Raw genomic sequence first — 24,144 nt, 5'->3', positions numbered from 1 at the left:
TACTCTCCGGCGGCGTACGGGTTCCATGGACGTCCACCCCCTCCGGTTCGGCTCGATTCGCGTGAAGGAGGCGCACTACCGCGGCCGCGGCCAGTCCCGGGCCGTGCGGACGTTGCGCTGGGCGCTCGACCCGAACTTCCACGACCCGTTGCCCATCCTCGGCTGGGTCATCGACCACCCCGAGGGTCCCATCGTCGTCGACACGGGCGAACGCGCGGCGGCCTCACTTTCCAGCTACTACCCCCCGCTGGCGCGCTGGTTCTACCGGTGGCAGTTTCAGGTCGACGTGGCTCCCGAGGACGAACTCGACCCACAGCTCCGGCGGCTGGGGTTCGACCCCGACGACGTGGCCACGGTCGTCCTGACCCACGCACACTTCGACCACGTCGACGGCCTGTGCGACGTCCCCGACGCCGAGGTGGTCTGTTCGCGGCGGGAGTACGAGGACGCGATGGCCGGCGGCGCGCGCTACGGAACCTTGCGGGAGCACCTCCCGGCGAACTTCTCCCCGACGTGTATCACCTTCGACGGCCCCGAAATCGGCCCTTTCTCGGCATCACACCATCTCGCTCATGGCGTGTTCCTCGTCCCGACACCGGGACACACCCACGGTCACCTCTCGGTCGTGGTCGACACCGGCGACGGCGAACTGTTCCTCGCCGGTGACGCCGCCTTCGACCAGCAGAGCCTGCTCGCCCGGCGCGTCGACGGCGTGGCGATGGACGCTGACACCCACCGCGAGACCCAGCGACGCATCCTCCGGTTCGTCGCGGAGCGACCGACCGTGGTCCTGCCCTCGCACGACCCGGACGCGCCGCGCCGACTCCGCGAGCACGAGTTCTGCCGGGTCCCGCCCGACGCGGTGCCAGCAACCAAAAGCACTTGAACGGCAACGGCGAACCCACGCACTGAATGCTGCTCGTGCTGTGCGTCGACCTCGACGACGACATCGGTCGCAAGACAGGGACGCGGACCCCTGTTGTCGGCCGAGAGAACGTCGAGGAAGCCGCCGTCGCCCTGGCGACCGCCGACCCCGAGGACTCTGACGTGAACGTCCTCTTCCAGGGCATCAACCTGCTCGACACCATCCACGACGAGGCGGTCGAGGTGGCGGCCGTCACCGGGAACGAGAAGAGCGACGTGAGCGCCAACCGGAAGGTCGGCGAGGAGGTCGACGAGGTGCTGGCGGGCCTCTCCACGAGCGAGGAGGTCACCGCGCTCATCGTCACCGACGGGGCCCAGGACGAGTCCGTCATCCCCGTCATCCGGTCCCGCGTGAAGGTCGACGGGGTCCGCCGGGTCGTCGTCCGGCAGGCCCAGGACCTCGAATCGATGTACTACACCATGAAGCAGGTGCTCAACGACCCGGAGACCCGCGGGACCTTGCTCGTCCCCATCGGCATCCTCCTGCTGGTGTATCCTCTCGCCATCGCGGCGACGTTCATGGACGTGACCGTCGGGAGCGTCCTCGGGCTGGCGTCGGCGCTGCTCGGGTTCTACCTCCTCTCGCGCGGCCTCGGCCTCGGCGAGAAGATCGACTCGACGTTCGAGCGCGTCCGGAACAGCCTCTACGCTGGCCGGATGACGTTGCTCTCCTACGTCGTCGCGGCTGCCCTGCTGGTCGTCGGGGGCGTCAGCGGCGCGGAGTACCTGACTATCGCACAGGCCGAGGCCGAGACGGGCCTCTCGGCGTCACAGGTGCTCGCCGCACTCACGTTCGGCTCGGTCCGCTGGTTCGCCGCCGCCGGCGTCACGACCAGTCTCGGCCAGATAACGGACGAGTACATCGCCGACACCCTCGAGTGGCGCTATCTCAACGCACCCTTCTACGTCGTCGCCATGGGCGCGGTGCTGCACGCCGTCTCGGCGTTCTTCCTCGGGCTGATGACGCTCTCGAACCTCGCGGCCGTGTTGACGGGTGGCACGCTGCTCGGACTCATCAGCACGCTCGCGTTCGCCATCGCGGAGACGCACTTCTCGGAAGGGGCGGAGACGGACGCGGAGACGGGATAGGTTGGCAGGCGAGGAGACTTCAGACAGGCCTCGGAAGCCACCGCCATCTCGTTCTGGAGAGCCTCACCAGAACGAGCCGACCCAGGCCATTGGCAGCCAGCATGAGGCCACCGAGAACCGCGACGTACCACCAGACCGTTGGAACGAACATCCCCTGCTGCGGCGGGAGCACGTCGACCGACCGTATCGCCACCGCGTAGAGAAGGGTCGCGGTAAGCGTGAACAGGCCAGCGACTCCGGAGGCGACCCAACGCTGCTGGTCTCGCCGGCCGACGAGTACCATTCCAACCGCGATGAGGGTCAGTAGGACGACAGGCCAGATGAGGGGCCCCAGACCGGGTTCCATCTTGTACACGCGAATGAGCAGCGTGACCTCAGTCTCCGGATTCGTCCGAGCCCATGCCTGGTACGACCCGAAGAGTGCGAAGATGGCCCCGACGAAGACGAGCAGTCGCTCCCCGGTGGTTGCTGAGCCATTCGACATACCGTCAGAATCGAGCGTTTCGGTTGTAGGCTTTCCGCGAACCGACTACCGCTCCCGCACGACCACGAACCGCGCCAGGTCGCGCAGGTACTCGCTGGCCTCCGAGTCGCCCGTGTCGACCTTCGAGAGCGCCTCCAGCGCGGCTTCGGCCTCGGCCTCGGCGCGCTCGTTGGCCTCCTCGGGCGTGAGGTCGGTCACCTGCACCACGGAGGGGCGGTCCATCTCTGCGTCCTGCCCGGTCGGCTTGCCGAGGTCGTCGGCGTCCGCGGTCTCGTCGAGGACGTCGTCGCGGATCTGGAAGGCGATACCGACGCGCTCGGCGTACTCGCCGAGTGCCTCGATGGTGTAGGCGTCCGCGCCGGCCGCCACCGCGCCCAGTTCGGCGGCCGCCCGGAACAGCGCGCCCGTCTTCCGCCGGGCGAGCTCCATGTACTCGCGCTCGTTCGTCGGCTGAGCGGCGATCTCCGTCGCCTCGCCCTCGCCGAGTTCGACCATCGCCTCGGCGACGATCTGCATCGCCTGTGGGTCCGAGGAGAACAGCGCGAACGCCTCGCCCAGCAGCCCGTCGGAGGCGATTATCGCGGGGCCGTAACCGTACTCGGCCCACGCCGCGGCGGTTCCGCGGCGGATGTCGGACTGGTCGATGATGTCGTCGACGACCAGCGACGCGTTGTGCACGAGTTCGATACCGACGCCGAAGTCCACGGCGTCCTCCGCGTCGCCACCGGCCGTCTCGCAGGCCAGGACGGTTACGGTCGGTCTGACTCGCTTGCCGCCCGAGAGCGAGACGTGTCGTAGCTCGTCGGCCAGTTCGCCGGGCTCGACGGCGTCGAGCACCTCCACTAACCGGTCGTCGACCAGCCCACGCCGGCGCTCCAGGAACTCCATCACCGACCGCTTAGGAACGCCCCAAAAAGTAGGTGACGGAACGTGTCCGCAATCGGGACCGCGCTACCGCCTCTCCGTATCGACCGCACGACGGTGTGGGGTCGAGTGGGGGAACTGGGACCGTGTTCCCGCTCAGTGGTCGCCGAATTCGAAGGTGTCGTCGGACTGCTCGTCCGCCGAACCCTCTGGCGATTCTGCTGCCATCTCGTCGTGCTGGTCGCCAGCAGGCGTGGTCGCTTCGTCCTCGGTCGTCTCCTCGAACATCACCTCTTCCGCGTCACCCCACGAGTCGGATTCGACGCGCTCCGTGTCGGTCTCGAAGCGGTCGAGGGCCTCGCTCAGGCGGGCGGACTGGTCCGCGAGGTCGCTCGCACTGCCAGACACCTCGGTGAGTGCAGTCGTCTGCTCTTCGGCCGCAGCAGCGACGTTCTCGGCCTCGGCGGTGGTCTCCTCCGAGATGGTCGCGGCCTCGTCGACCATCGCGACGACCTCCTGCGTGGAGGCCGCCTGCTGTTCGGATGCCGCAGAGATCTCCTGGACGCCGTCGTTGGTCTGCTGGGCGTACTCGGCGATCTCGTCCAGTGCCTCGACGGCCGCCTGCACGGAGCCGGCGTGCTCGGCGATGCGGTTCGAGGTGCGCTGGACCTCCTCGGCGGTGCGGTCGGTCTGGTCCTGGATGGTCTCCAGGCGCTTCTCGATGTCCTCCGCGGTGTCCTTGGTGTCCTGTGCCAGCTCCTTGACCTGCTGGGCGACGACGGCGAACCCGTCACCAGCGCCACCGTCCCCACCGGCTGCCCCGCGCGACGCCTCGATGTTGGCGTTCAGCGCGAGCATGTTCGTCTCCTTCGCCAGTCCGGAGATGAACTCGATGAGCTCGTCGATCTGTTCCATCTCGGCCTCGAGGTCCTCGATGGCGTCGACTGCCTCGCTGGACTCTTCCTGGATCTCGCTCATGCCCTCGATGGCGTCCTCTGCGGCGTCACGACCACTCCGGCCAGTCTGGGCCGTGCGCTCGGCGAGGTCGGCGACCTCGTTCGAGGAGGCCGCGATCTCTTCGGTCGTGGTCGACAGGGCGTCCATCTCGGTGTTGACCGACTGGAGGCTCTGGTTCTGCCGTTCGGCCCCGTCCGAGATCTCCTGGACCGACTCCGTGACCTGCTCGGACGCGGAGCGGACCTCCTCGGAACTCGCCGTGACCTCCTCGGACGCTGTCGCCACGTCGCTCGCGAACGTCTTGACGCGGTCGGTCGTCTCCTCCAGCTCCGCGACCATCCGGTTGAACTCGTTGGCGATGTCGCTCATCGCCTCGGACTCGGACTGGGCGTCCATGCGCTGGGTGAGGTCCCCGGCCGCACACGCCTGCATCACGTCGCGGTACTGGTCGGCCTTGCGTTCGAGGTGGCGGTTCATCTGCTCGGCTTCCGCCTGTGCCTGCTCGGCGTCGGTCCGTGCCTGCTGGACCGCGGCGATCTGGTCCTGCAGGGACTCGCGCATGTTGTCGATGGAGTTGTACAGCTGGCCGATTTCGTCGACGCGCGAACTCTCGATCTCGGTGTTGAGGTCACCCGCCTCGATCTCACCGGCCTTGTTGGACAGGTTCGCGACCGATTTGACCGTGTTCCGGCCGATGGTCATCCCGATGAGGATGATACTCCCGAACGCCAGTCCGAGCATCGCGACCAGCTGCGTCAGGATGGTGTCCTGGAGCGCGAACGCCTGTGACTCCGGGACCCGTCGGATGACGGTCCAGTCCTCGGTCGTCAGCTGGCGGTAACTCAACGCTTTCTCGCCGTCGCTGGTGTCGAGGGTCTTGAAGCCCCTGGACCCGTCGATCTCGCCGGCTGGAACCGTGTCCGTCTGGAGGATGTTAGACGCATCGGCCGACAGCATCACCGTCCCGGAGCCGTCGACGACGACGACCTCTCCGTAACTCACCTGCGGGAGCGCGGTCACCGAGAGCAACTGCATGTCGAGCACCGCGACGAACGACTTATCGGCCTGGTTCGGCACCGAACTCCGGACGACCATCACTTTCCGGTCCCCGAGTTGGAAGGGTTTGCTGGTGACGACCTGGCCCAGTTGTGCGGACTCCATCTCGTTCAGTTTCGTCTGGAACGCGTCGGTGAGGCTGTCCCCGTCCGCACCGGTTCCCCGTCCGACTTGCTGATCTATCGCCCCCGATGACGTGTCGACCAGATAGATAGAGTCGACGTACTCGTCCGAGGCCGCACTTCGCATCAACGCCCGTCGTTCGGAGCTCGTATTGTCGTCCTGGGCGGCGTCGGACGTACTCAGACGCTCGACCTCTGTTCTGGTCTCACGGAGTGTCTGGTCGATGAACTGTGCCTGGATCTTCGCACTGGCGTTCAGCTCCCGCCCCGTGTCTTCTTCGAGCACTGTCCCGGTCTGCAAGTAGATGTAGCCGCCAACCCCACCGATGATGACGAGCACACTGAACAGCGCGAGTGCGAACTTCAACGCGTAACTTCGCCGGATCGGTCCCGGCACAAGACGTCCCAACACACCTGACATTACATGCAGGTATCCTCGGAAACGTATGTATCTTTCCGCCGTTCCCGTTACTTTTCGAACGGTAACGGGCTGATTCTATCTCTGCCTTTCCGCAGCCAGAGACGTGGCAGAGGGCGTATATGTCTGTAGAATGTTTAGTCGAAGATGAGTTAACCATCTGAACGGACGGGGCGACGCTCGCCCACGTCCTCGGCTGTGCTCGCCGTCAGTCCTCTCTGCCCTGCTCCGGATAGTTCGCGAACTCGAACGCGCTCTTCGCGTCGTCTTCGTCCGCGTCGCCCGCGTCTGCGGTGTCGGCCGACGCGTCGTCGCCCGCGTCCCCGGAGCCCGACAGCTGGTCGGCCAGGAGCGGGCCCTCCCCACTGGTGCCGTCGGATTCGGTCTCGAACCGGTCGAGTGCACGGCTGAGCTGGGACGCCTGTTGGGCGAGGCTGGATGCACTCTTCGTGACCTCCGACAGCGAGGAGGTCTGCTCCTCGGCGGCGGCGGCCACGTTCTCGGCCTCGGCGGTGGTCTCTTCCGAGATCGTCGCGGCCTCGTCGACCATCGCGACGACCTCCTCGGTGGAGGCGGCCTGTTCCTCGGACGCTGCCGATATCTCCTGGACGCCGTCGTTGGTCCGCTGGGCGTACGTCGCGATCTGTTCGAGTGCGTCCGCCGCGTTCTCGACGGCGATACGGTTCTCCGAGACGCGCGTCGAGGTCTTCTGGACCTCCTCGGCGGTGCGGTCGGTCTTCTCCTGGATGCCTTCGAGACGCGCCTCGATGTCCTCGGCCGCGTCCTTGGTCTCCGCAGCGAGTTCCTTGACCTGCTGGGCGACGACGGCGAACCCGTCGCCGCCATCGCCGTTCGCGCCCTCGGCCGAGCCACGCGACGCCTCGATGTTGGCGTTCAGCGCGAGCATGTTCGTCTCCTTCGCCAGGTCCGTGATGAACTCGATGAGTTCGTCGATCTGTGCCATCTCGGCCTCCAGGTCCTCGATGGCTTCGACGGCCTCGGAGGACTCGTCCTCGATCTCGGCCATGCTGGCGATGGCCTCCTGTGCGGCCTCGCGCCCTGCACTGCCGGTCTCGGCCGTGCGTTGGGCGAGGTCTGCGACCTCGTTCGAGGAGGCCGCGATCTCCTCGGTGGTGGTCGACAGCGAGTCCATCTCGGCGGACACCGACTGGAACTGCTGGTTCTGGCGCTCGGCTCCGTCCGAGATCTCCTGGACCGACCCGGACACCTGCTGGCTCGCGCTCTGGACCTCCTCGGCGCTCGCCGTGACCTCCTCGGACGCGCTCGCGACCGAGGTCGCGAAGACGCGCAGTTGAGCGACGGTCTCGTCGATCTGGCCGATCATCTCGTTGAACTCGTTGGCGATGTCGGTCATCGCCTCGTTCTGCGACTGGGCGTCCATGCGCTGGGTCAGGTCGCCGTCCGCACAGCGCCGCATCACCTGCGAGTACTCGTCCGCCTTCCGTTCGAGGTGCGTGTTCAGGCGCTCGGCCTCGGTCCGGGCGGCTTCGGCCTCGCTGCGGGCGGCTTCAGCCTCCTGTATCTGGTCGCGCAGCGAGTCACGCATCTCCGCGAACCCGCCGTACAGCCGGCCGATCTCGTCGACCCGGCGCGTCTCCAGGTTCACGTTCAGGTTCCCGTCTTCCATCTGGCTGGCGCGGTCGCGCAGCTTCGCCAGCGGGGTGACGGTCTGGCGACCGAGCACCACGCCGACGAACCCGAGCGCGAGCAGGCCGCTCGCGATGATGAGCAGGACGTTCTGGCCGACCGTGTCACGCACGGCGAACGCCTCGTTCGTCTCGACGCTGGTGATCGCGACCCACTGGGTCCCGTCGACGGCGGCGTACGCGTGGACCTGGCTGCCCGCGGTCTCGAACGCGGTGTCACCCGAGGACCGCGCTGCCGAGAGCCCGTCACCGTGGACGCTCTGGTCGACCGAACCGCCCGGCGTCAACACGGTCCCACCGTTCTCGTTGATGATGCGGGTCTGTCCCTCGGTCTCGGAGTCCTTGATGGTGTCCAGGTGGGTCTGGATACGCGTCACCACGACGACGTAGCGGTCGTCAGAGTTCGGGACTGCGCTCGCGAACGCGACCACGTCACCCTGGGTGTACGGCGTCAGCGGTGATTCGTAGGAACTGTCGGACACCCACACCTCGTCCGCCTTCTCGGCGGACTTCCCCGAGACGTTCGCGTTCGCCCACGGCACGCCGAGTTCCTCGAGCTTGAACCCCGAGATTGGGTCCGTACTGGCCATCACGCGGCCGTTCGAGCTGTTGACCAGGTGCATGCCGAGGATGTCGCCGGAGAGGCGAGACTCCCTGGTCTGCAGGTACCGTTCCGCCGTTCCGTAGGACGAGCCTTGCTCGTCGCCCCGGAGCTCCTCTCCGGCAGAGACGGTCCGCGTCTGGATGCGCATGCTCTCGGTCCACTCCGAGAGCGAGGACGCCCGGAGCGAACTCGTCTCCTCGAGCTGTGCCTGCGTGTTCGTCTCGACCGTGTCCTTCGTCTGGACGTAGCCGACGGCACCGACCGAGCCGATGACGAGGACGACGAGCAGGAAGGACACGGCGAACTTCAGCGAGTAGCGCCGGCGGATGAACCCCGGCGTGAGTCGCGCACCGATGGAGGGAGAGTCGTCCGCCATCTCAGACCTCCTCCGGCGTCGTGGGGACGTCGATCTCCCCGTTGACGATCTTGAACCGGGTGTCGTCCACCTGGAGCTTCGCCAGCTCGGGTATCTCTGGCCCGACCACGTTCCCGTACGCCACCTCGAGACCGTTCCGGTCCAGCCCGAGTGACTGGACCGATCCGCCGTCGAACTCGCCTTTCTCGATGGTGTCGATGGCGTTGAACACCGCCGTGTCGACCCGCTTGACCATGCTCGCGAGGATGACGTTCGCGTACCGCGGGTCGGTCTCGGACTGGTCCGAGTCGACGCCGATGGCGAACCGACCGTTCTCCTGGGCGGCCTGGAACACCCCGACGCCGGTCCCGCCGGCGGCGTGGTAGACGATGTCCGCGCCCTCGTCGTACATCGACTGGGCCGCCTGCCGACCGGCTTCGACGTCACTGAAGCTGCCGACGTACTCGCGCAGCACCTCGACGTCCTCGTCGGCGTACTTCGCCCCGGCCATGAACCCGGCCTCGAACTTCTTGATGAGGTCGGACTCGATACCGCCGACGAAACCGACCGTCTTCCGGTCGACGCGGGTCTGGCCGGCCCCCGCCGAGAACCCCTGCGACGTCAGCGACCCGGCGAGCACGCCGACCTGGAACGAGCCCTCGTGCTCCTTGAACACGTAGTTCGCCACGTTGTCCCGGTCGACGACCGCGTCGACCAGCATGAACTTCTGGTCGGAATACTCCTTCGCGGTCTTCGTCAACGGCTCCTGTTGCAGGAAGCCGATGCAGACGGTGAGGTCGAACTGCGGGTTCGTCGACTTCGCGTACTCCGTCTGCAGCGCCTGGATCTGGTCGACGGTCTCCGGCACCGCGTTCTTGTACTCGATGCCGTGACGGACGCGAGCGAGCTTGACCCCGCGGTTGGCCATGTCGTTGAACGAGTCGTCGTCCAGCCCACTGGTCGCGTACAGCATCCCGATGAACGTCTCGCTCTGGTCGAACTGTCGTGTCGCCGTCTCTGTGGCACCATCGCCGTCTCCCGTTCCCATCCCGGGTACGACGGACGTGCACCCGGCGAGGGCCGACGTGATGCCACCACAGGCACCAGTCAGTATCCCTCGCCGCGTGATACTCCTATCCATATCTCGGCAGGTATATCCTCGAATACTTATATCTTCTTGCCGAGTTACAATGGAGGTTGTATGAGTCTGTTCCTCATGGTTGTCTTGCGGTTTCGAGTGTGCGGTTCGGTGGCTACCCACGCACACCCCGCCTAATCATAAAAAGAATGCCAGTTTAGTTTCCCGGAATCTGACGGTCTGTTCACGGCCCCTCCCGTCAGCCTCCCAACGGGTCCTGATTGGGCGCGTTCACTCGTGTTCCGAACGGAATCGTACGGCCGGTGTAAAACATACCCGGTGTTTGTATAATGCCGAAAACCCGGGATTACTCGGGCAAAAAACGGTAGCGGGCCGCTCAGGAGAACTGTTCGATGAGCGCCGGCACGACGTCGAACAGGTCGTCGACGATACCGTAGTCCGCGATGTCGTAGATTGGCGCGTTCGGGTCGGTGTTGATGGCGACGATGGTGTCGGCACCCTTCATGCCGGCGACGTGCTGGACCGCCCCGGAGATGCCGATGGCGATGTACACGTCGGGCGTGACGACCTTCCCGGACTGACCGACCTGGCGGTTCTTCGGGAGCCAGCCAGCGTCGACGATGGGGCGCGACGACGACAGCGTCGCGTCGAGCGCGTCGGCGAGGTCACGAACGAGGTCGAGGTTCTCCTCCTCCTCGATACCGCGGCCGACGCTGACGAGCACGTCCGCCTCGCTGATGTCCACGTCGCCGGACCCGACCTCTTCGAAGCCGGTGACGGTCGAGCGGATCAGATCCTCGTCGAGGTCCACGTCGAAGGACTCGACGGCGGCGTCGCCCGTCTCCTCCGTCGTCGGCCACTCGGCGCTCCGGATGGAGACTGCGACGTGCTCTGCGGGCACGTCGGTCGCCGTTTCGACCTTCCCACCGTACATCTCGCGCGTGGCGGTCAGGGTGTCGCCGTCGAGTTCCATCCCGACGACGTCGCTGACGTAGGGCAGGTCGAGGCGGTTCGCGACGGCGGGCGCGTAGTCCAGCCCGTTCACCGAGTTCGGCATGAGCAGGACCTGCGGGCCGATGGCGTCGTAGAGCTGCGTGACGGCCTGGGCGTACACGTCGTGGTTGAACTCCTCACCGTCGGAGACGGTGTGGATGGTGTCGACGCCCTCGAGCTTGAGCTGCTCGGCGAAGTCGTCGAGGTCGCCCGAGATGACGGCGACGTGCAGGTCGCCACCCGTCGCGTCGGCGAGCTCGCGGCCGGCCGTGACGAGTTCGAAGCTCACGTCGCGGAGTTCACCGCGGCGGTGCTCGGCGACTGCGAGGATGTCGCTCATTGCGCACCCACCCCCTTCTCCCGCAGGAGGTCAGCAAGCTGTGCGGCTTCTTCCTCCGGGCCGCCCTCGAAGTACGTGGCGTCCCCTTCGGATTCGGGTTCGTACATGTCGGTGAGTTCGAGGTCGTTGGCGACGGCGTCGGCGTCGAGGCCGATGTCGTCGAGCGTCTTCGGGGCGATCTCCTTGCGCTGGGCCATCCGGATACCGCGCAGGCTGGCGTAGCGCGGCTCGTTGATACCGGTCTGGATGGTGAGTACGGCGGGGAGCTCCACGTCGGTCAGCTCCTCGACGCCACCCTCCAGTTCGCGGTGGACCTTCGCGACGCTCTCGGCGTCGAGCGCGTCGTGGTCGAGGTCGTTCACGACCGCGGCCCACTCGTAGTCGATCTCGTCGGCGAGGGAGACGCCCGTTGCGCCGAACCCATCGTCGTCGGCCTGGACACCACTGAGGACGAGGTCCGGCTCCTCCTCGGCGACGACCGCCGAGAGGATGCGTGTCTTCGCACCCACGTCGAGCAGGTCGGTGCCCTCGATGGCGTCGTCCCACACGCGAATCGCGCGGTCCGCACCCTTCGCGAGGGCCATGCGGATTGTCTCCTCGGACCGCTCGGGCCCGATGGTCACGGCGACGACTTCGTCGGCGATGCCGTTCTCCTGCAGCTGAACGGCTTCTTCGACGGCGTAGTCGTCCCACTCGTTGAGGTCGTATTCGAGGTACGTCTCGTCGATTGACGTCCCATCGATCTGGAATTCGTCCTCGACGGCGGCCACCTCCTTGACGGTGACGAGAACCTTCATCAACGGCTGATTATGCCGGCACCCACGTAAATGGTTACGAAACGCGGGACCCTGTGAAAATCGTTTGTCAGGAGCCTCCGGACGCGTCGTCCGTCAGGCGTCGTCGTCGAAGTCCCCGATGCTCTCGCCCGGGAGCGTGATGAGGTTCTCCCGGCCGATGCGGAGCTTCTCGATCTCGTCGTCGTCGTCCATGCCGGAGAGCAGCTGGGAGACCTTCGCGTTCGACCAGCCGGTCTCCTTGACGATGTTCGCCTGCTTCATCCGGCCGTTGTTCTGTCGGAGCAGGCGGAGGACGCGCTCTTCGTCCGAGAGGAGCTCCACGTCGATGGGGTCGAGTTCCTCCGCTTCCTCCTGGCCCGCGTCGGACGCGGTGTCTTCGGCCTCGGGTTCGTCCTCTGCAGCTTCGTCCGCGGCTGCCGCGCCCGCGCTCGCGGCTGTCGCCGCATCCGTCGCAGCATCGGTGTCTGTGGTCTCCGACTGGCGCGGACCGTCGGTCGTCGAGCTGTCCGCCGTCACCGTGTCGTGCCCGCCGTTCGGGGTGGCAGCTGGGGTGGACTGCTCCCGTTCGGTCTGCCACCGCGCGAACAGGTAGCTCCCGGCGGCGACCAGGACGACGAGGAGCCCGAACCCGATGAGTTGGAGCGGGAGACCGCCTTCCTCACCGAGGCCGCCCGGCGTCGTGCCGGGTGTCGTCTGGGTCTGCGAGGGCTCGCGCGGAACGTACGTCGCCTCGATGTAGCCCGGCTCGAACGTCTGTGGGCCGTCCCAGATGAGGGAACTGTTCTGCGGGCCCTTGTCGGCCGGCGAGTTGATGATGGCGAAGTTCTGCGGCTCGTTGATGACGAACCGCTGCCCTTCGTACAGCGTCGGCAGCCACGTCTCGTTCTCGGTCCCGAACGCGTCCCCGACGCGAACCTCGCCGTCCCCCTGGACCTCGGCGAAGTTCGTCCACGTGAAGGTGTAGGTGAGGACGCCGATTCTGGTCCTCATCTCGTCACTCCCCGTCGTGGTGGTCGCCGTGCCGGGCTGTGCCGGCTCGCGCACGACCGGTTCCTGCCACGACGTGTCCCGGATCTCCATGTCCCGGCCCGTCCACGTCGATGCCTGGTCGGCGAACTGCTGGAACAGCTCGGCCGAGAACGTCAACTGCTCTTGTCCCTTCGCCACGGCGCGACCGTACTGCCTGAAGGCGGTCGTCTCGTTCTCGCCGGTCAGGCGGTAGCGATAGGAGACGGACCACTGCGCGTCGCCGGACTCGGTCACGTTCACCTCGATGACCGTTCCGGGGTCTGCAGGTTCGAACTCGTCCTGCGCGACCGCGAGGTCGGGGGACGCGGCCGGTGTGCCCGCGTGAGCACCGCTCGGCACGCCGGTGCTGACCCCGGTGAAGAGGGCGAGCACGAGGAGGGCGGCTGTGACGACAGAGAGGGACCGCATACAGGTGCGTCCATGCCGCGGGGAAAAAACGCTTTCCATCGAGATAAAACATCAGCAGCCGTTATGAAATGTCTCGCCGGCTCTCGAGGGTTTTCGTGCTCGTTCGAGACACGTCGACCGGTTTTTGTACCGTCGCGCAGTACGGGCGACCAATGAGACGTTTCACGTGCGTCGCCCTGCTGGCCCTCCTCGTCCTGTCGCCCATCGGGACGGCCGCCAGCGCACCCGCGGTCCCCGCAGACACCGCCGCCGAGCGGCCAACGCTGTCGGCGGACGTGACGAGTCGCACGTCCATCTCGAACGACACGACGCGACGACTCGAACTCGACACGGTCTCCACACAGGGCTACGGTACGCCCGGGCTCGATCTCGGTGCCGCCGTGGCGATGAACCGTGAGACCGTCGACAGCAACTACCAGCTCGAACTCCTCTCGGTTCGCCTCGGTGCCGCGTCCTCCGACGAGGCACGGCAGGCGCTCGTGGAGGCGGCCATCGAGGACGTGGAGTCGCGGGTCGACACGCTGCAACAGCAGGAACGGCAGGCGATCGAAGCGTACGGAGCCGGTGACATCTCCGAGCGAGAGCTGTTGAAGCGACTCGCACTCGTCGGCTACCGTGCCGAACAGACCAAGGACACCATCGCGCGGCTCGAACGCTCGACCGGTGCATCCCTCGGGTACCTCACCAGGCAGGCAAACGAGTACAGCACACCGACCCGGTCGGCCCTGTTCCGGACGTTGAACAACGAACGTGACGGGTCGCTGCAGGCCCAGGTCCAGGGCTCACAGTCCGGTGTCGTCATCCAGTTGCTCGCACAGACTGGCCCGGACCTGGAGTACTACCGCGAGGCGGTCAGGCTCGACCACTGGGACACCGACACGACGAACGGGTTCGACAACCGAACGGAGTTCCTGGAGTACACCGAGGGGAGATACCCGTACGTGCGCGAGAGCTCCGGCGTGAACATCTGGGAGTTCAGGCGCGGTAGCTGGTTCTACGAGAGCCCCCTGGACCAGGGCTCCATCCGTATCTACGTCGATGGCTCGCAGCGGAAGGTGTACCGCGAGTACCAGCAGTTGACCGTCTCCGCGCTCCCCGTCAGCAACAGCGTCAACGCGACCGACTACGGCGTCGAGGTCGTCATCAACGAGACGGCCAACGGCGGCCCGGCACGCATCCAGGTCCAGAACGTCCTCAGCGGCGACGCCATCGCTGCGCCGGTGATGGTGGATGGCACGGTCGTCGGGCAGACGGACGATGACGGCATCCACTGGTTCACCCAGCCGAGTGGGGACTACGAGGTCACGGTCGAACTCCCACAGGGTCCCATCAACGTCAGCGTCTCGTCCTGACGCCGAGCCTTTTTATCCGAAGCCGCGGCCAGAGCCCGCGTGCTCTCTCCCCGTGCAGTCACCCCCGTCGTCGGTACCGCGCTCTTGCTCGCGGTGACGCTCGTCCTCGCGAGCGTCGTCGTGGTCGGCGTCTACGAGACCCCACCGACAGAGGCTCCGCGTGCGAGCTTCGCGGCCACGGCGGACGCCGACACCGGGCGTATCACCGTGACCCACACCGGTGGTGAGACGGTCGACGTGCGAGACCTGCGGGTGGTGGTCGAGGTCGATGGGACACGGCTCGCACACCAGCCACCGGTGCCGTTCTTCTCCGCGCGTGGGTTCGCGCCGGGGCCGACCGGGCCGTTCAACACCGCAGCCGATTCGACGTGGACCGCAGGCGAGACCGCGAGCGTCAGGATCGCGGGGACGAACCGGCCGACGCTCTCACCGGACTCGCGAGTCGTGGTGACGTTCTACAGCGAGGAACTGGTGGTCGGGCAGGTCGAGACGGTCGCCCGTTCTCAGGCTTCGGCTTCCGGGCCGGCGTCGTCTTCGATGGTCTCGCCCTCCTCGGCCGCCTCGTCCGCCGCATCGTCTGCACCTGGTGCACGTGCGACGGTCGTGATGGCGATGTCGGGGTCGTACTCCGGGCCCATCAGGCGGTGCTGGATGTCCTCGAAGCCGGCCGCGGTGAACATCTCGTCCGCCTCTTCCTCGTCGTAGAACAGCATGATGGCGTCGGCGACCTTCTGCATGACCGTCGTCTTCGGGTAGTTCGGCCCGACGACGAGCACCTGGCCACCGGGTTTCACGACGCGGCGGAACTCGCGCAGCGCACGGACCGGGTTCGGCCAGTACTCGATGGAGCCGGACGACCAGATGACGTCGAAGCTGTTCGTCGCGAACGGGAGACGCTCGGCGTCACCCATGTGGAAGTGGACCGGGCCGTGCTTGCCGAACTTGGCGTAGGCCTTCTCGAGCTGGTCCGGGCTCTGGTCGAGGCCCCAGACCTCGTCGACGTTCTCGTGAGCGAGGAGTCCTTCGGTCGCGAAGCCGGTCCCACAGCCCACGTCGAGCACCCGGTCGTCGGGCTCGATATCGAGCATCCCGATGGCCTCGGTACGCATCTCCTCGTTCCAGATGAACGGGTTGATGGTATCGTACACCTTCGAGAGATACTTGTAGAACAGGCGTGCACGAGCCTTGTTTTCGAGGATTCCCATTGGCCGGGGTTTAGCAACGTCCCGCCATAGTTCTGTCGCGATTGAATCGTGAGTGAACGTTCGTGATTGACCGGCGCACTCAGGTGAAACCCCGGTCCAGCACCTTTCGCAACTACCTTATAGCCGCTATGTAAACTCACGCGTGTTCAAGCCATGCCGAGGCCAGAGGTTCTCGAACGAATTCAGACGGCCGAGACGGAGGCCGACGACATCGTCGCCGAGGCAGAAGCCGACCGCGACGAGCGCATCGCCGAGGCCCGGGACCGTGCCGAAGAAATCCGCCAGGAGGCGGAGGACGACGCACGTGAGCTCGAGTCGAACCGCCTTGAGGAAGCTCGCACCGAGATAGCCGAGGAACGCGAGCAGATCCTCGAGGAGGGAGAGGCGGAGCGCGAGGAACTCCGTACCCGCGCCGAGGGACGCACGAGCGAGGTCGTCGACTACGTCCTCGAAACATTCACGGAGGAGGTACATGCTCAGACCTGAGCAAATGAGCAAGGTGTCCGTGACGGGCTCGAAGTCCGTCATGGACGACGTCATCGAGACGGTACACGATCTCCGCCTGGTTCACCTGAGCGACTACGACGGCTCCTGGGACGGGTTCTCCAACGGGAACCCCGTCGAGGGTGCCGAGGACGCCTCAGAGAAACTCGTCACCGTTCGCTCCATCAAGAGCATCCTGGGTGTCGAGGCCGAACACGCCGGCCCGAGCCGCATCGTCACGGACGACGCGCTCGAGGAGGAGCTCGAAGAGGTTCGCCAGGAGGCGAATCGTCTCGATGACCGCCGGAACGAGCTCGAGGCGGAAGTGCGTGAACTCGACGAGAAAGTGAGTTCGCTCGCACCGTTCGCGGAGCTCGGAATCCCGCTGCACCTGCTCTCGGGCTACGACTCGCTGCAGGTCGCGGTCGGTGAAGGCGACGTCGAGGCCGTGAAAGCCGAGCTCAACGGGGCGAAGGCGATCCGGTCGTTCGACGTCGAGAGCGGTGGCGGCGACCTCATCGCCGTCTTCGCGTACCCCGAGTCGAACGCGAGCGACAGCCTGCTCGACGACCTGCTCGTCCGCGCGAACTTCACCCGTCAGGAGATTCCCGACGGGGAGGGCGACCCGACCGAGTACATCGACGAACTGCGCCACCGTCGGCAGCAGCTCGAATCGAAGCTCACGACGGTCGAGGACGAACTCGAGGACCTGCGCCTCGACGCCGCCGGCTTCCTGCTGGCCGCCGAGGAGCGCCTGTCCATCGACGTCCAGAAGTCCGAAGCGCCGCTGCAGTTCGCGACGACGGAGAACGCATTCGTCGCCGAAGGGTGGCTCCCGACCGACGAGGTCGACACCCTCACGCGCGAACTCGATTCCGCGGTCGGCGACCACGCCGAGGTCCAGGAGATAGAACGCGCCGACTACCACGAGGGCCACGCGGTCGGCTCCTCGGAGATGCCGGGCGAGTCCCACGGGACCTCCGGTGGTGCCGAGGCGGCCGCCGACGGTGGCGTCGTCACGATGGGTGACGCACCGCCGACCGTCCAGCAGAACAACAAGGCCGCAGAACCCTTCGAGTTCCTCATCGAGATGGTCAACCGACCGAAGTACACGGAACTCGACCCGACTATCGTCCTGCTCATGACGTTCCCGCTGTTCTACGGGTTCATGCTGGGCGACCTCGGATACGGGCTCATCTACACCGCGGTCGGCTTCCTGCTCTACACGCGCACCAACAGCGACGTGCTGAAGGCACTCGGTGGCATCGGCCTGTGGGCCGGTGGGTTCACCATGCTGTTCGGTATCCTGTACGGCGAGATATTCGGCTTACACGTGCTGGGTGAGGTCCTGTTCGGCGGCAGCCCGCCGATGCACAAGGGTCTCCAGCCAGCTTACCTGCAGTACGGCCAGACCTGGCTCGTCGTGAGCATGCTGCTCGGCCTGCTCCACCTGACGGTGGGGTACGTCTTCGGGTTCATCAACGACCTCGACCACGGTCCCGTCACGGCGTTCATCGAGAACGGCTCGTGGGCGACCATGATGTTCGGGGTCTGGATGTGGATCTTCAGCACGCAGGCAGAGGGCCTGAAGCCTGACTTCCTGTTCCAGTCGTTCGGCGGCTCGAAGGCCGTCTACGACCTCGGATTCACCGGGTTCTCGCCGGCCATCGGCACCCTCGGTCTGGTGCTGTTCGTCGGTGGGCTCGTCGCGATGATCTACGGCGAGGTCCAGCACATGGGCGGGTTCGGTCTCCTCGTCGGTGCGCTGGAGTCCGTCAACGTGCTCGTCAACGTCCTGTCCTACCTGCGTATCGGGGCAGTCATCCTGGCGAAGGCAGGGATGGCGTTCGTCGTCAACCTGCTCTTCTTCGGGGTGTACGTCGTCGAGACCGAGAAGGGTGCCGAGTGGCACTTCGGGACGACCCACGACCCCAAGCACATGCTCGAGGTCGGGACGTACCACGGCCACGAGGTCACCGAGGTCATGTTCGGCGGCCTGCTGCACGGCGGTATCGGGATGGCGCTCGCGGGCGTCCTCATCCTCATCGTCGGCCACCTCGTCGTCCTGCTGCTCGGTGTGACGAGCGCAGGACTGCAGGGAGTGCGTCTCGAGTACGTCGAGTTCTTCGACAAGTTCTACGAGGGTGGCGGTCGCGTGTTCAACCCGTTCGGGTACGAGCGCACCTACACCACCGAGGACTGAGCTCGGCCCTTTCGTTTCTCTCGCTGTTTGGCGGCTGATTCCTCACAGTTGTTCAGATTCGTCTCTTCCGACTGTCAGGAAACCCGGCGTCAATCGAAAGTATAAACCCCATGGACTCCGCCAATTAGCTGTTATACCGGCAGAATCGGCGGTTTCTTTTGGGAAGTTTTATGAAGCCAGTGCGGTGATTAGCGATTGTCCGGTTACAAACCACGAGGTATACGTAAACATGTTCGAAGCTCTCGCCGACGTCGGAATGACCGCACTGAACAACGTAACAGACATCGCCCTGCAGGAGGGTAACGCTCCCGCGATTCCCGCAGACTCCGGTGCAGCTCTCGGTATCGGGCTGGCCGCGATCGGTGCAGGGTACGCAGAACGCGGCATCGGTGCCGCCGCAGTCGGCGCACTCGCCGAAGACTCCATCTCTACCGGTATCGGGATCGTCCTGACGGTCCTGCCCGAGACGCTGGTGATCTTCGCGCTGGTCGCGCTCTTCGTCTAAACCGCTCCCCACTTTCTTACAATGAGTTTGGAAACAGTCGTTGAGGACATACGAGACGAAGCCCGCGCGCGTGCGGAGGAAATCCGCGAGGACGCAGAGGCGGAGGCCGAGGAGATCATCTCGGAAGCCGAAGCCGACGCCGAGGAGACGCTCGAAGAGGCAGAGCGCGCGGCCGAACGAAAGGTAGCACAGGAGCGCGAGCAGCAGCTTTCGAGCGCCAAACTCGAGGCCAAGCAGATGCGCCTCGAAGCGCGTCGCGACGTGCTGGAACAGGTCCGCGAGGACGTCGAGTCCGAGATCGTCGCCCTGGACGGTGACGAGCGCGAGGAACTCACCCGTGCACTGCTCGACGCAGCCGCGGAGGAGTTCGAAACCGTCGACAGCGCCGTCGTCTACGGCCGCGCCAGCGACGAAGACCTGCTCGAGACGATTCTCGCCGACTACGACGGCTACGAGTACGCCGGCGAGTACGACTGCCTCGGCGGCGTCGTCGTCGAGAGCGAGGAGAGTCGTCTCCGGGTCAACAACACGTTCGACTCGGTGCTCGAAGACGTCTGGGAGGACAACCTGCGAGAAATCAGCTCCCAGCTGTTCGACGAGCAATGAGCAAGAGCGACCGCGGTTCGAATCCAGAATACGTCAACGCCCGCGTCAGGGCACGTCGAGCGAAGCTGTTCGGTGACGAGGACTACCGGAAGCTCGTACGCATGGGGCCGGGCGAGATCGCCCGCTACATGGAGGAGACCGAGTACGAGGCCGAGATGAACGCGCTCGGTTCCCGTCACAGCGGGGTCGACCTCATCGAGTACGCGCTCAACCGAAACCTCGCGAAGAACTTCGAAGACGTGCTCGAATGGGCGAACGGCCGCATCTACAACCAGATCGCGGCGTACCTGCGCAAGTTCGACGCGTGGAACGTCAAGACGATCCTGCGCGGCCTGTACGCCGACTCGTCGGCCGAGGAGGTCGAACCCGACCTCATCGGCGCCGGTGAGTTCGACGAGCGCTTCCTGCAGCGACTCCTCGAGGCCCAGTCCATCGAGGATGCCGTGGAGCTGCTGGAAGGCACGCTCTTCGGGCCCGACCTCGAGGTCGCGTTCGAGGAGTACCAGGAGTCCAACGTTCTCGTCCCGCTCGAGAACGCCGTCGACCGTGCGTTCTACGAGCACCTGCTGGACGAGGTGGGCACGACCGACGCTGTAGACAGCCCCAGTGCGCTGTACCTCGAGTTCCTGCAGGCGGAGATCGACTTCCGTAACGTCCGGAACGCGCTGCGTCTCGCACGCAGTGGCGCGGACATCGACCCCTCGGAGTACTTCATCGAGGGTGGGCGGTTGTTCGACGCCGCAGAACTCACGCAGCTGGTCAGCAACACCGACGAGCTCGTCGCACGCATCCGCGACAGCACGTACGGGAGCGACCTCTCGGCCGCACTCTCTGAACTCGAGGACGCGGAGAGCCTCATCGGCTTCGAGCACGCGCTCGATGCGGCCCTGCAGGAGTACGCGGACCACCTTTCGCACGTGTTCCCGCTCTCCATCTGTCCGGTGCTCGCGTACCTCATCGCGAAGGAACGCGAGATTGACAACATCCGCGCCATCGCGCGCGGCAAGGAAGCGGGACTGAACGAAGAGGAGATCGAAGCGGAGCTGGTCACCATATGAGCCAGGAGATAGCTGTCATCGGCAGTCCGGACTTCACCACCGGCTTCCGGCTGGCCGGCGTCCGAGCGTTCGAGAACGTCCCGGAGGACGAGAAGGACGAGGAACTCGACGACGCCGTGCGCCGTGTCGCCGAGGACGACGGTATCGGTATCGTCGTCATCCACGCCGACGACCTCGACTATCTTTCGCGCGACCCGCGAAAGACGGTCGAGACGAGCGTCGAACCGGTGTTCGTCACGCTGGGTGGCGATTCGGGAAGCAGCGGGCTGCGCGACCAGATCAAACGAGCCATCGGCATCGACCTGATGGATGAAGACTAAACCATGAGTCAAGCAACAGAATCCGACACCGTCCGCGAGGACGGCGTCATCGAGAGCGTGAGCGGTCCTGTCGTGACCGCTGCGGACCTCGACGCCCGGATGAACGACGTCGTCTACGTCGGCGACGAAGGTCTGATGGGCGAGGTCATCGAGATAGAAGGGAACCTGACCACGATTCAGGTGTACGAGGAGACCTCCGGTGTCGGCCCCGGTGAACCCGTCGAGAACACGGGCGAGCCGCTGTCGGTCGACCTCGGGCCCGGCATGCTGGACGCCATCTACGACGGTGTCCAGCGCCCGCTCGACGAACTGGAGGAGAAGATGAACTCGGCGTTCCTCGACCGCGGTGTCGACGCACCAGGTATCGACCTGGAGAAGACCTGGGAGTTCACCCCGGAGGTCGAGGCAGGCGACGAGGTCGAGCCCGGCGACATCGTCGGGACCGTCCCGGAGACCGAGAGCATCGAGCACAAGGTCATGGTGCCCCCCGACTTCGAGGGTGGCGAGGTCTCGTCCGTCGAGTCCGGCAACTTCACCGTCCAGGAGACGGTCGTCGAACTCGCGAACGGCGAGGAAGTGTCCATGTACCAGGAGTGGCCGGTCCGCCGTGCGCGACCGTCCAAGGAGAAGAAGACCCCGCGCGAGCCGCTCGTCTCCGGTCAGCGCATCCTCGACGGTCTGTTCCCCATCGCGAAGGGTGGGACGGCCGCGATTCCGGGACCGTTCGGGTCCGGGAAGACGGTCACCCAGCACCAGCTCGCGAAGTGGGCCGACGCGGACATCGTCGTCTACGTCGGCTGTGGCGAGCGTGGCAACGAGATGACCGAGGTCATCGAGGACTTCCCGGAGCTGGAGGACCCGATGACGGGCAAGCCGCTCATGTCCCGGACGTGCCTCATCGCGAACACGTCCAACATGCCGGTCGCCGCGCGTGAATCCTGTGTGTACACGGGTATCACCATCGCGGAGTACTTCCGCGACATGGGGTACGACGTGGCACTCATGGCCGACTCCACCTCGCGGTGGGCAGAGGCCATGCGCGAGATCTCCTCGCGTCTCGAGGAGATGCCCGGTGAGGAGGGCTACCCCGCCTACCTCGCCGCGCGTCTCTCCGAGTTCTACGAGCGTGCAGGCAAGTTCGAGAACATCAACGGCACGGAGGGCTCCGTGTCCGCAATCGGTGCAGTCTCGCCCCCGGGCGGTGACTTCTCCGAGCCGGTCACGCAGAACACCCTGCGTATCGTGAAGACGTTCTGGGCGCTGGACGCGGACCTCGCCGAGCGTCGTCACTTCCCGGCCATCAACTGGAACGAGTCCTACTCGCTGTACAAGGACCAGCTCGACCCCTGGTACCGAGAGAACGTCCGCGAGGACTTCCCGGAGAAGCGCCAGTGGGCCGTCGACGTCCTCGACGAGGAGGCCGAACTGCAGGAGATCGTCCAGCTCGTCGGCAAGGACGCGCTTCCGGACGACCAGCAGCTGACCCTCGAGGTCGCTCGCTACCTCCGCGAGGCGTGGCTCCAGCAGAACGCGTTCCACGACGTGGACACGTACTGCGAGCCCGACAAGATCTACATGATGCTCGACGCCATCAAGACGTTCAACGACGAGGCGTTCAACGCCCTCGACGCTGGCGTCCCCGTCGACGAGATCCAGAACACCGACGCCGCCCCGCGACTCAACCGCATCGGCGTGCAGGAAGACTACGAGGAGTACGTCGAGGAGCTCGAAGACGAGCTCGCGAACGAACTCCGGGAGATGTACTAAGACCATGAAGGAGTACCAGACGATTACAGAGATCAGCGGTCCGCTGGTGTTCGCCGAGGTCGACGAGGCCATCGGGTACGACGAGATCGTCGAGATCGAGACCCCGAACGGCGAGACCAAGCGTGGCCAGGTGCTCGAATCCTCAGAAGGCGTGGTGGCGATCCAGGTCTTCGAGGGCACCGAAGGTATCGACCGCAAGTCCTCGGTTCGCTTCCTTGGCGAGACGATGAAGATGCCCGTCACCGAGGACCTCCTCGGGCGGGTGCTGGACGGGTCCGGTCGCCCCATCGACGGCGGCCCGGACATCGTCCCGGACGAACGCCGCGACATCGTCGGGGCGGCTATCAACCCGTACTCGCGTGAGTACCCCGAGGAGTTCATCCAGACTGGCGTCTCCGCCATCGACGGCATGAACACCCTCGTTCGCGGCCAGAAGCTGCCGATCTTCTCGGCATCTGGGCTGCCGCACAACGACCTCGCACTCCAGGTCGCCCGTCAGGCGACCGTCCCGGAGGAGGACGAGGGCGAGGACGACGAAGGCACCGAGTTCGCAGTCATCTTCGGCGCGATGGGTATCACCGCCGAAGAGGCGAACGAGTTCATGGACGACTTCGAGCGCACGGGTGCACTCGAGCGCTCCGTCGTCTTCATGAACCTCGCGGACGACCCCGCAGTCGAGCGGACGGTCACCCCGCGTCTCGCCCTGACCACGGCAGAGTACCTCGCGTTCGACAAGGGCTATCACGTGCTGGTCATCCTCACGGACATGACCAACTACTGTGAGGCGCTGCGCGAGATCGGTGCGGCCCGCGAAGAGGTTCCGGGTCGCCGTGGCTACCCCGGGTACATGTACACCGACCTGGCCCAGCTCTACGAGCGCGCAGGGCGCATCGAGGGCCGCGAGGGCTCGGTCACGCAGCTGCCCATCCTCACGATGCCGGGTGACGACGACACGCACCCGATTCCGGACCTGACCGGATACATCACCGAGGGGCAGATCATGATGGACCGCGACCTGAACTCCCAGGGTGTGAAGCCGCCGGTCAACGTGCTGCCGTCCCTCTCGCGCCTGATGGACGACGGTATCGGTGAGGGCCTCACCCGTGGGGACCACGCCGACGTGAAGGACCAGCTCTTCGCCGCGTACGCGGAGGGTGAGGACCTGCGCGACCTCGTGAACATCGTCGGCCGCGAGGCGCTGTCCGAACTCGACAACAAGTACCTCGACTTCGCCGACCGCTTCGAGGAGGAGTTCGTCCAGCAGGGGTACGACACCGACCGTACCATCGACGAGACGCTCGACATCGGCTGGGACCTGCTCTCGACGCTCCCGAAGGAGGAGCTCAACCGTATCGACGAGGACCTCATCGAGGAGTACTACGTCGAAGAAGGGCAGGCAGTCGAAGCCTGAACAGGTATCTTTCTCTCTCTTTCCGCGC

The 24,144-nt window shown here is 65.7% G+C and carries 20 protein-coding genes and 1 pseudogene; 12 read left to right on the top strand and 9 right to left on the bottom strand.

The window, feature by feature from the left end; all coding sequences use genetic code 11:
* Positions 1 to 25: 25 nt before the first annotated feature.
* Both N6C22_RS01205 and N6C22_RS01200 read left to right on the top strand, forming a co-directional pair.
* Positions 26 to 886: an N-acyl homoserine lactonase family protein gene (locus N6C22_RS01205; protein WP_261648792.1), complete on the top strand. Its 861-nt coding sequence runs from the start codon at positions 26 to 28 to the stop codon at positions 884 to 886.
* A 26-nt stretch (positions 887 to 912) separates the two neighbouring features.
* The gene (locus N6C22_RS01200; RefSeq protein WP_261648789.1) at positions 913 to 2,013 is read left to right on the top strand and encodes a DUF373 family protein; all 1,101 of its coding nucleotides are present in this window, start codon (positions 913 to 915) and stop codon (positions 2,011 to 2,013) included.
* Between the two features lie 19 nt (positions 2,014 to 2,032).
* Here the strand turns inward: N6C22_RS01200 and N6C22_RS01195 are convergent, their stop codons facing one another.
* From N6C22_RS01195 to N6C22_RS01160, 8 genes are all read right to left on the bottom strand, one after another.
* Positions 2,033 to 2,497, bottom strand: coding sequence for a hypothetical protein (locus N6C22_RS01195; protein WP_261648788.1), 465 nt, complete (start codon positions 2,495 to 2,497; stop codon positions 2,033 to 2,035).
* A gap of 45 nt (positions 2,498 to 2,542) precedes the next feature.
* Positions 2,543 to 3,385 carry a polyprenyl synthetase family protein gene (locus N6C22_RS01190; RefSeq protein WP_261648786.1) on the bottom strand — a complete coding sequence of 281 codons (843 nt, stop codon included), beginning with the start codon at positions 3,383 to 3,385 and terminating at the stop codon, positions 2,543 to 2,545.
* 132 nt (positions 3,386 to 3,517) lie between these two features.
* A complete protein-coding gene (locus tag N6C22_RS01185) occupies positions 3,518 to 5,863 on the bottom strand; it encodes a methyl-accepting chemotaxis protein (RefSeq protein WP_261648784.1) in 2,346 nt (781 codons plus the stop codon).
* A gap of 259 nt (positions 5,864 to 6,122) precedes the next feature.
* Positions 6,123 to 8,561 carry a methyl-accepting chemotaxis protein gene (locus N6C22_RS01180; RefSeq protein ID WP_261648783.1) on the bottom strand — a complete coding sequence of 813 codons (2,439 nt, stop codon included), beginning with the start codon at positions 8,559 to 8,561 and terminating at the stop codon, positions 6,123 to 6,125.
* A 1-nt stretch (position 8,562) separates the two neighbouring features.
* Entirely contained in the window at positions 8,563 to 9,681 is a 1,119-nt protein-coding gene (locus tag N6C22_RS01175; RefSeq protein WP_261648781.1) for a BMP family protein, read from the bottom strand.
* A gap of 334 nt (positions 9,682 to 10,015) precedes the next feature.
* On the bottom strand, positions 10,016 to 10,972 hold the full coding sequence (locus N6C22_RS01170; RefSeq protein WP_261648779.1) for an electron transfer flavoprotein subunit alpha/FixB family protein: 957 nt from the start codon (positions 10,970 to 10,972) through the stop codon (positions 10,016 to 10,018).
* On the bottom strand, positions 10,969 to 11,769 hold the full coding sequence (locus tag N6C22_RS01165) for an electron transfer flavoprotein subunit beta/FixA family protein (RefSeq protein WP_261648776.1): 801 nt from the start codon (positions 11,767 to 11,769) through the stop codon (positions 10,969 to 10,971). The genes N6C22_RS01170 and N6C22_RS01165 overlap by 4 nt, the downstream gene beginning before the upstream one ends.
* 93 nt (positions 11,770 to 11,862) lie before the next feature.
* A complete protein-coding gene (locus N6C22_RS01160) occupies positions 11,863 to 13,206 on the bottom strand; it encodes a hypothetical protein (RefSeq protein WP_261648774.1) in 1,344 nt (447 codons plus the stop codon).
* Positions 13,207 to 13,358: 152 nt separating this feature from the next.
* Between N6C22_RS01160 and N6C22_RS01155 the strand changes: the two genes are divergently transcribed.
* Both N6C22_RS01155 and N6C22_RS01150 read left to right on the top strand, forming a co-directional pair.
* On the top strand, positions 13,359 to 14,558 hold the full coding sequence (locus N6C22_RS01155; protein WP_261648771.1) for a hypothetical protein: 1,200 nt from the start codon (positions 13,359 to 13,361) through the stop codon (positions 14,556 to 14,558).
* A gap of 39 nt (positions 14,559 to 14,597) precedes the next feature.
* A pseudogene (locus N6C22_RS01150) lies at positions 14,598 to 14,771 on the top strand (type IV pilin); the annotation flags it as partial.
* 290 nt (positions 14,772 to 15,061) lie between these two features.
* On the opposite strand, the gene N6C22_RS01145 reads toward N6C22_RS01150, so the two are convergent.
* Positions 15,062 to 15,763 carry a methyltransferase domain-containing protein gene (locus N6C22_RS01145; RefSeq protein ID WP_261648770.1) on the bottom strand — a complete coding sequence of 234 codons (702 nt, stop codon included), beginning with the start codon at positions 15,761 to 15,763 and terminating at the stop codon, positions 15,062 to 15,064.
* 153 nt (positions 15,764 to 15,916) lie between these two features.
* Between N6C22_RS01145 and ahaH the strand changes: the two genes are divergently transcribed.
* The 8 genes from ahaH to N6C22_RS01105 all read left to right on the top strand — a co-directional run bounded on the left by ahaH (position 15,917) and on the right by N6C22_RS01105 (position 24,116).
* A complete protein-coding gene (ahaH, locus tag N6C22_RS01140) occupies positions 15,917 to 16,249 on the top strand; it encodes an ATP synthase archaeal subunit H (RefSeq protein ID WP_261648768.1) in 333 nt (110 codons plus the stop codon).
* The gene (locus N6C22_RS01135; protein WP_261648766.1) at positions 16,236 to 18,449 is read left to right on the top strand and encodes a V-type ATP synthase subunit I; all 2,214 of its coding nucleotides are present in this window, start codon (positions 16,236 to 16,238) and stop codon (positions 18,447 to 18,449) included. The genes ahaH and N6C22_RS01135 overlap by 14 nt, the downstream gene beginning before the upstream one ends.
* A 256-nt stretch (positions 18,450 to 18,705) precedes the next feature.
* Complete coding sequence (locus tag N6C22_RS01130) at positions 18,706 to 18,954, top strand: F0F1 ATP synthase subunit C (RefSeq protein WP_369684428.1); 249 nt, start codon at positions 18,706 to 18,708, stop codon at positions 18,952 to 18,954.
* Between the two features lie 21 nt (positions 18,955 to 18,975).
* Positions 18,976 to 19,560: a V-type ATP synthase subunit E gene (locus tag N6C22_RS01125; protein WP_261648764.1), complete on the top strand. Its 585-nt coding sequence runs from the start codon at positions 18,976 to 18,978 to the stop codon at positions 19,558 to 19,560.
* On the top strand, positions 19,557 to 20,618 hold the full coding sequence (locus tag N6C22_RS01120; protein ID WP_261648763.1) for a V-type ATP synthase subunit C: 1,062 nt from the start codon (positions 19,557 to 19,559) through the stop codon (positions 20,616 to 20,618). The genes N6C22_RS01125 and N6C22_RS01120 overlap by 4 nt, the downstream gene beginning before the upstream one ends.
* Complete coding sequence (locus tag N6C22_RS01115; RefSeq protein WP_261648762.1) at positions 20,615 to 20,938, top strand: V-type ATP synthase subunit F; 324 nt, start codon at positions 20,615 to 20,617, stop codon at positions 20,936 to 20,938. The genes N6C22_RS01120 and N6C22_RS01115 overlap by 4 nt, the downstream gene beginning before the upstream one ends.
* A gap of 3 nt (positions 20,939 to 20,941) precedes the next feature.
* Positions 20,942 to 22,705 (top strand): ATP synthase subunit A, encoded by a 1,764-nt coding sequence (locus tag N6C22_RS01110; RefSeq protein ID WP_261648761.1) that lies wholly within the window; start codon positions 20,942 to 20,944, stop codon positions 22,703 to 22,705.
* 4 nt (positions 22,706 to 22,709) lie between these two features.
* The gene (locus N6C22_RS01105; RefSeq protein ID WP_261648760.1) at positions 22,710 to 24,116 is read left to right on the top strand and encodes an ATP synthase subunit B; all 1,407 of its coding nucleotides are present in this window, start codon (positions 22,710 to 22,712) and stop codon (positions 24,114 to 24,116) included.
* Positions 24,117 to 24,144: the final 28 nt, after the last annotated feature.

This window comes from Haloarchaeobius sp. HME9146 (assembly GCF_025399835.1).
GTDB lineage: Archaea > Halobacteriota > Halobacteria > Halobacteriales > Natrialbaceae > Haloarchaeobius.
Note: the sequence above shows the minus strand (reverse complement) of the source record. Positions and strands in the feature narration are given on the sequence as shown.

Coding starts and splice junctions, on each gene's coding strand:
- N6C22_RS01205 (WP_261648792.1), top strand. CDS start 26: ATGGACGTCCACCCCCTCCGGTTCGGCTCGATTCGCGTGAAGGAGGCG.
- N6C22_RS01200 (WP_261648789.1), top strand. CDS start 913: ATGCTGCTCGTGCTGTGCGTCGACCTCGACGACGACATCGGTCGCAAG.
- N6C22_RS01195 (WP_261648788.1), bottom strand. CDS start 2,497: ATGTCGAATGGCTCAGCAACCACCGGGGAGCGACTGCTCGTCTTCGTC.
- N6C22_RS01190 (WP_261648786.1), bottom strand. CDS start 3,385: ATGGAGTTCCTGGAGCGCCGGCGTGGGCTGGTCGACGACCGGTTAGTG.
- N6C22_RS01180 (WP_261648783.1), bottom strand. CDS start 8,561: ATGGCGGACGACTCTCCCTCCATCGGTGCGCGACTCACGCCGGGGTTC.
- N6C22_RS01175 (WP_261648781.1), bottom strand. CDS start 9,681: ATGGATAGGAGTATCACGCGGCGAGGGATACTGACTGGTGCCTGTGGT.
- N6C22_RS01170 (WP_261648779.1), bottom strand. CDS start 10,972: ATGAGCGACATCCTCGCAGTCGCCGAGCACCGCCGCGGTGAACTCCGC.
- N6C22_RS01165 (WP_261648776.1), bottom strand. CDS start 11,769: ATGAAGGTTCTCGTCACCGTCAAGGAGGTGGCCGCCGTCGAGGACGAA.
- N6C22_RS01160 (WP_261648774.1), bottom strand. CDS start 13,206: ATGCGGTCCCTCTCTGTCGTCACAGCCGCCCTCCTCGTGCTCGCCCTC.
- N6C22_RS01155 (WP_261648771.1), top strand. CDS start 13,359: ATGAGACGTTTCACGTGCGTCGCCCTGCTGGCCCTCCTCGTCCTGTCG.
- N6C22_RS01145 (WP_261648770.1), bottom strand. CDS start 15,763: ATGGGAATCCTCGAAAACAAGGCTCGTGCACGCCTGTTCTACAAGTAT.
- ahaH (WP_261648768.1), top strand. CDS start 15,917: ATGCCGAGGCCAGAGGTTCTCGAACGAATTCAGACGGCCGAGACGGAG.
- N6C22_RS01135 (WP_261648766.1), top strand. CDS start 16,236: ATGCTCAGACCTGAGCAAATGAGCAAGGTGTCCGTGACGGGCTCGAAG.
- N6C22_RS01130 (WP_369684428.1), top strand. CDS start 18,706: ATGACCGCACTGAACAACGTAACAGACATCGCCCTGCAGGAGGGTAAC.
- N6C22_RS01125 (WP_261648764.1), top strand. CDS start 18,976: ATGAGTTTGGAAACAGTCGTTGAGGACATACGAGACGAAGCCCGCGCG.
- N6C22_RS01120 (WP_261648763.1), top strand. CDS start 19,557: ATGAGCAAGAGCGACCGCGGTTCGAATCCAGAATACGTCAACGCCCGC.
- N6C22_RS01115 (WP_261648762.1), top strand. CDS start 20,615: ATGAGCCAGGAGATAGCTGTCATCGGCAGTCCGGACTTCACCACCGGC.
- N6C22_RS01110 (WP_261648761.1), top strand. CDS start 20,942: ATGAGTCAAGCAACAGAATCCGACACCGTCCGCGAGGACGGCGTCATC.
- N6C22_RS01105 (WP_261648760.1), top strand. CDS start 22,710: ATGAAGGAGTACCAGACGATTACAGAGATCAGCGGTCCGCTGGTGTTC.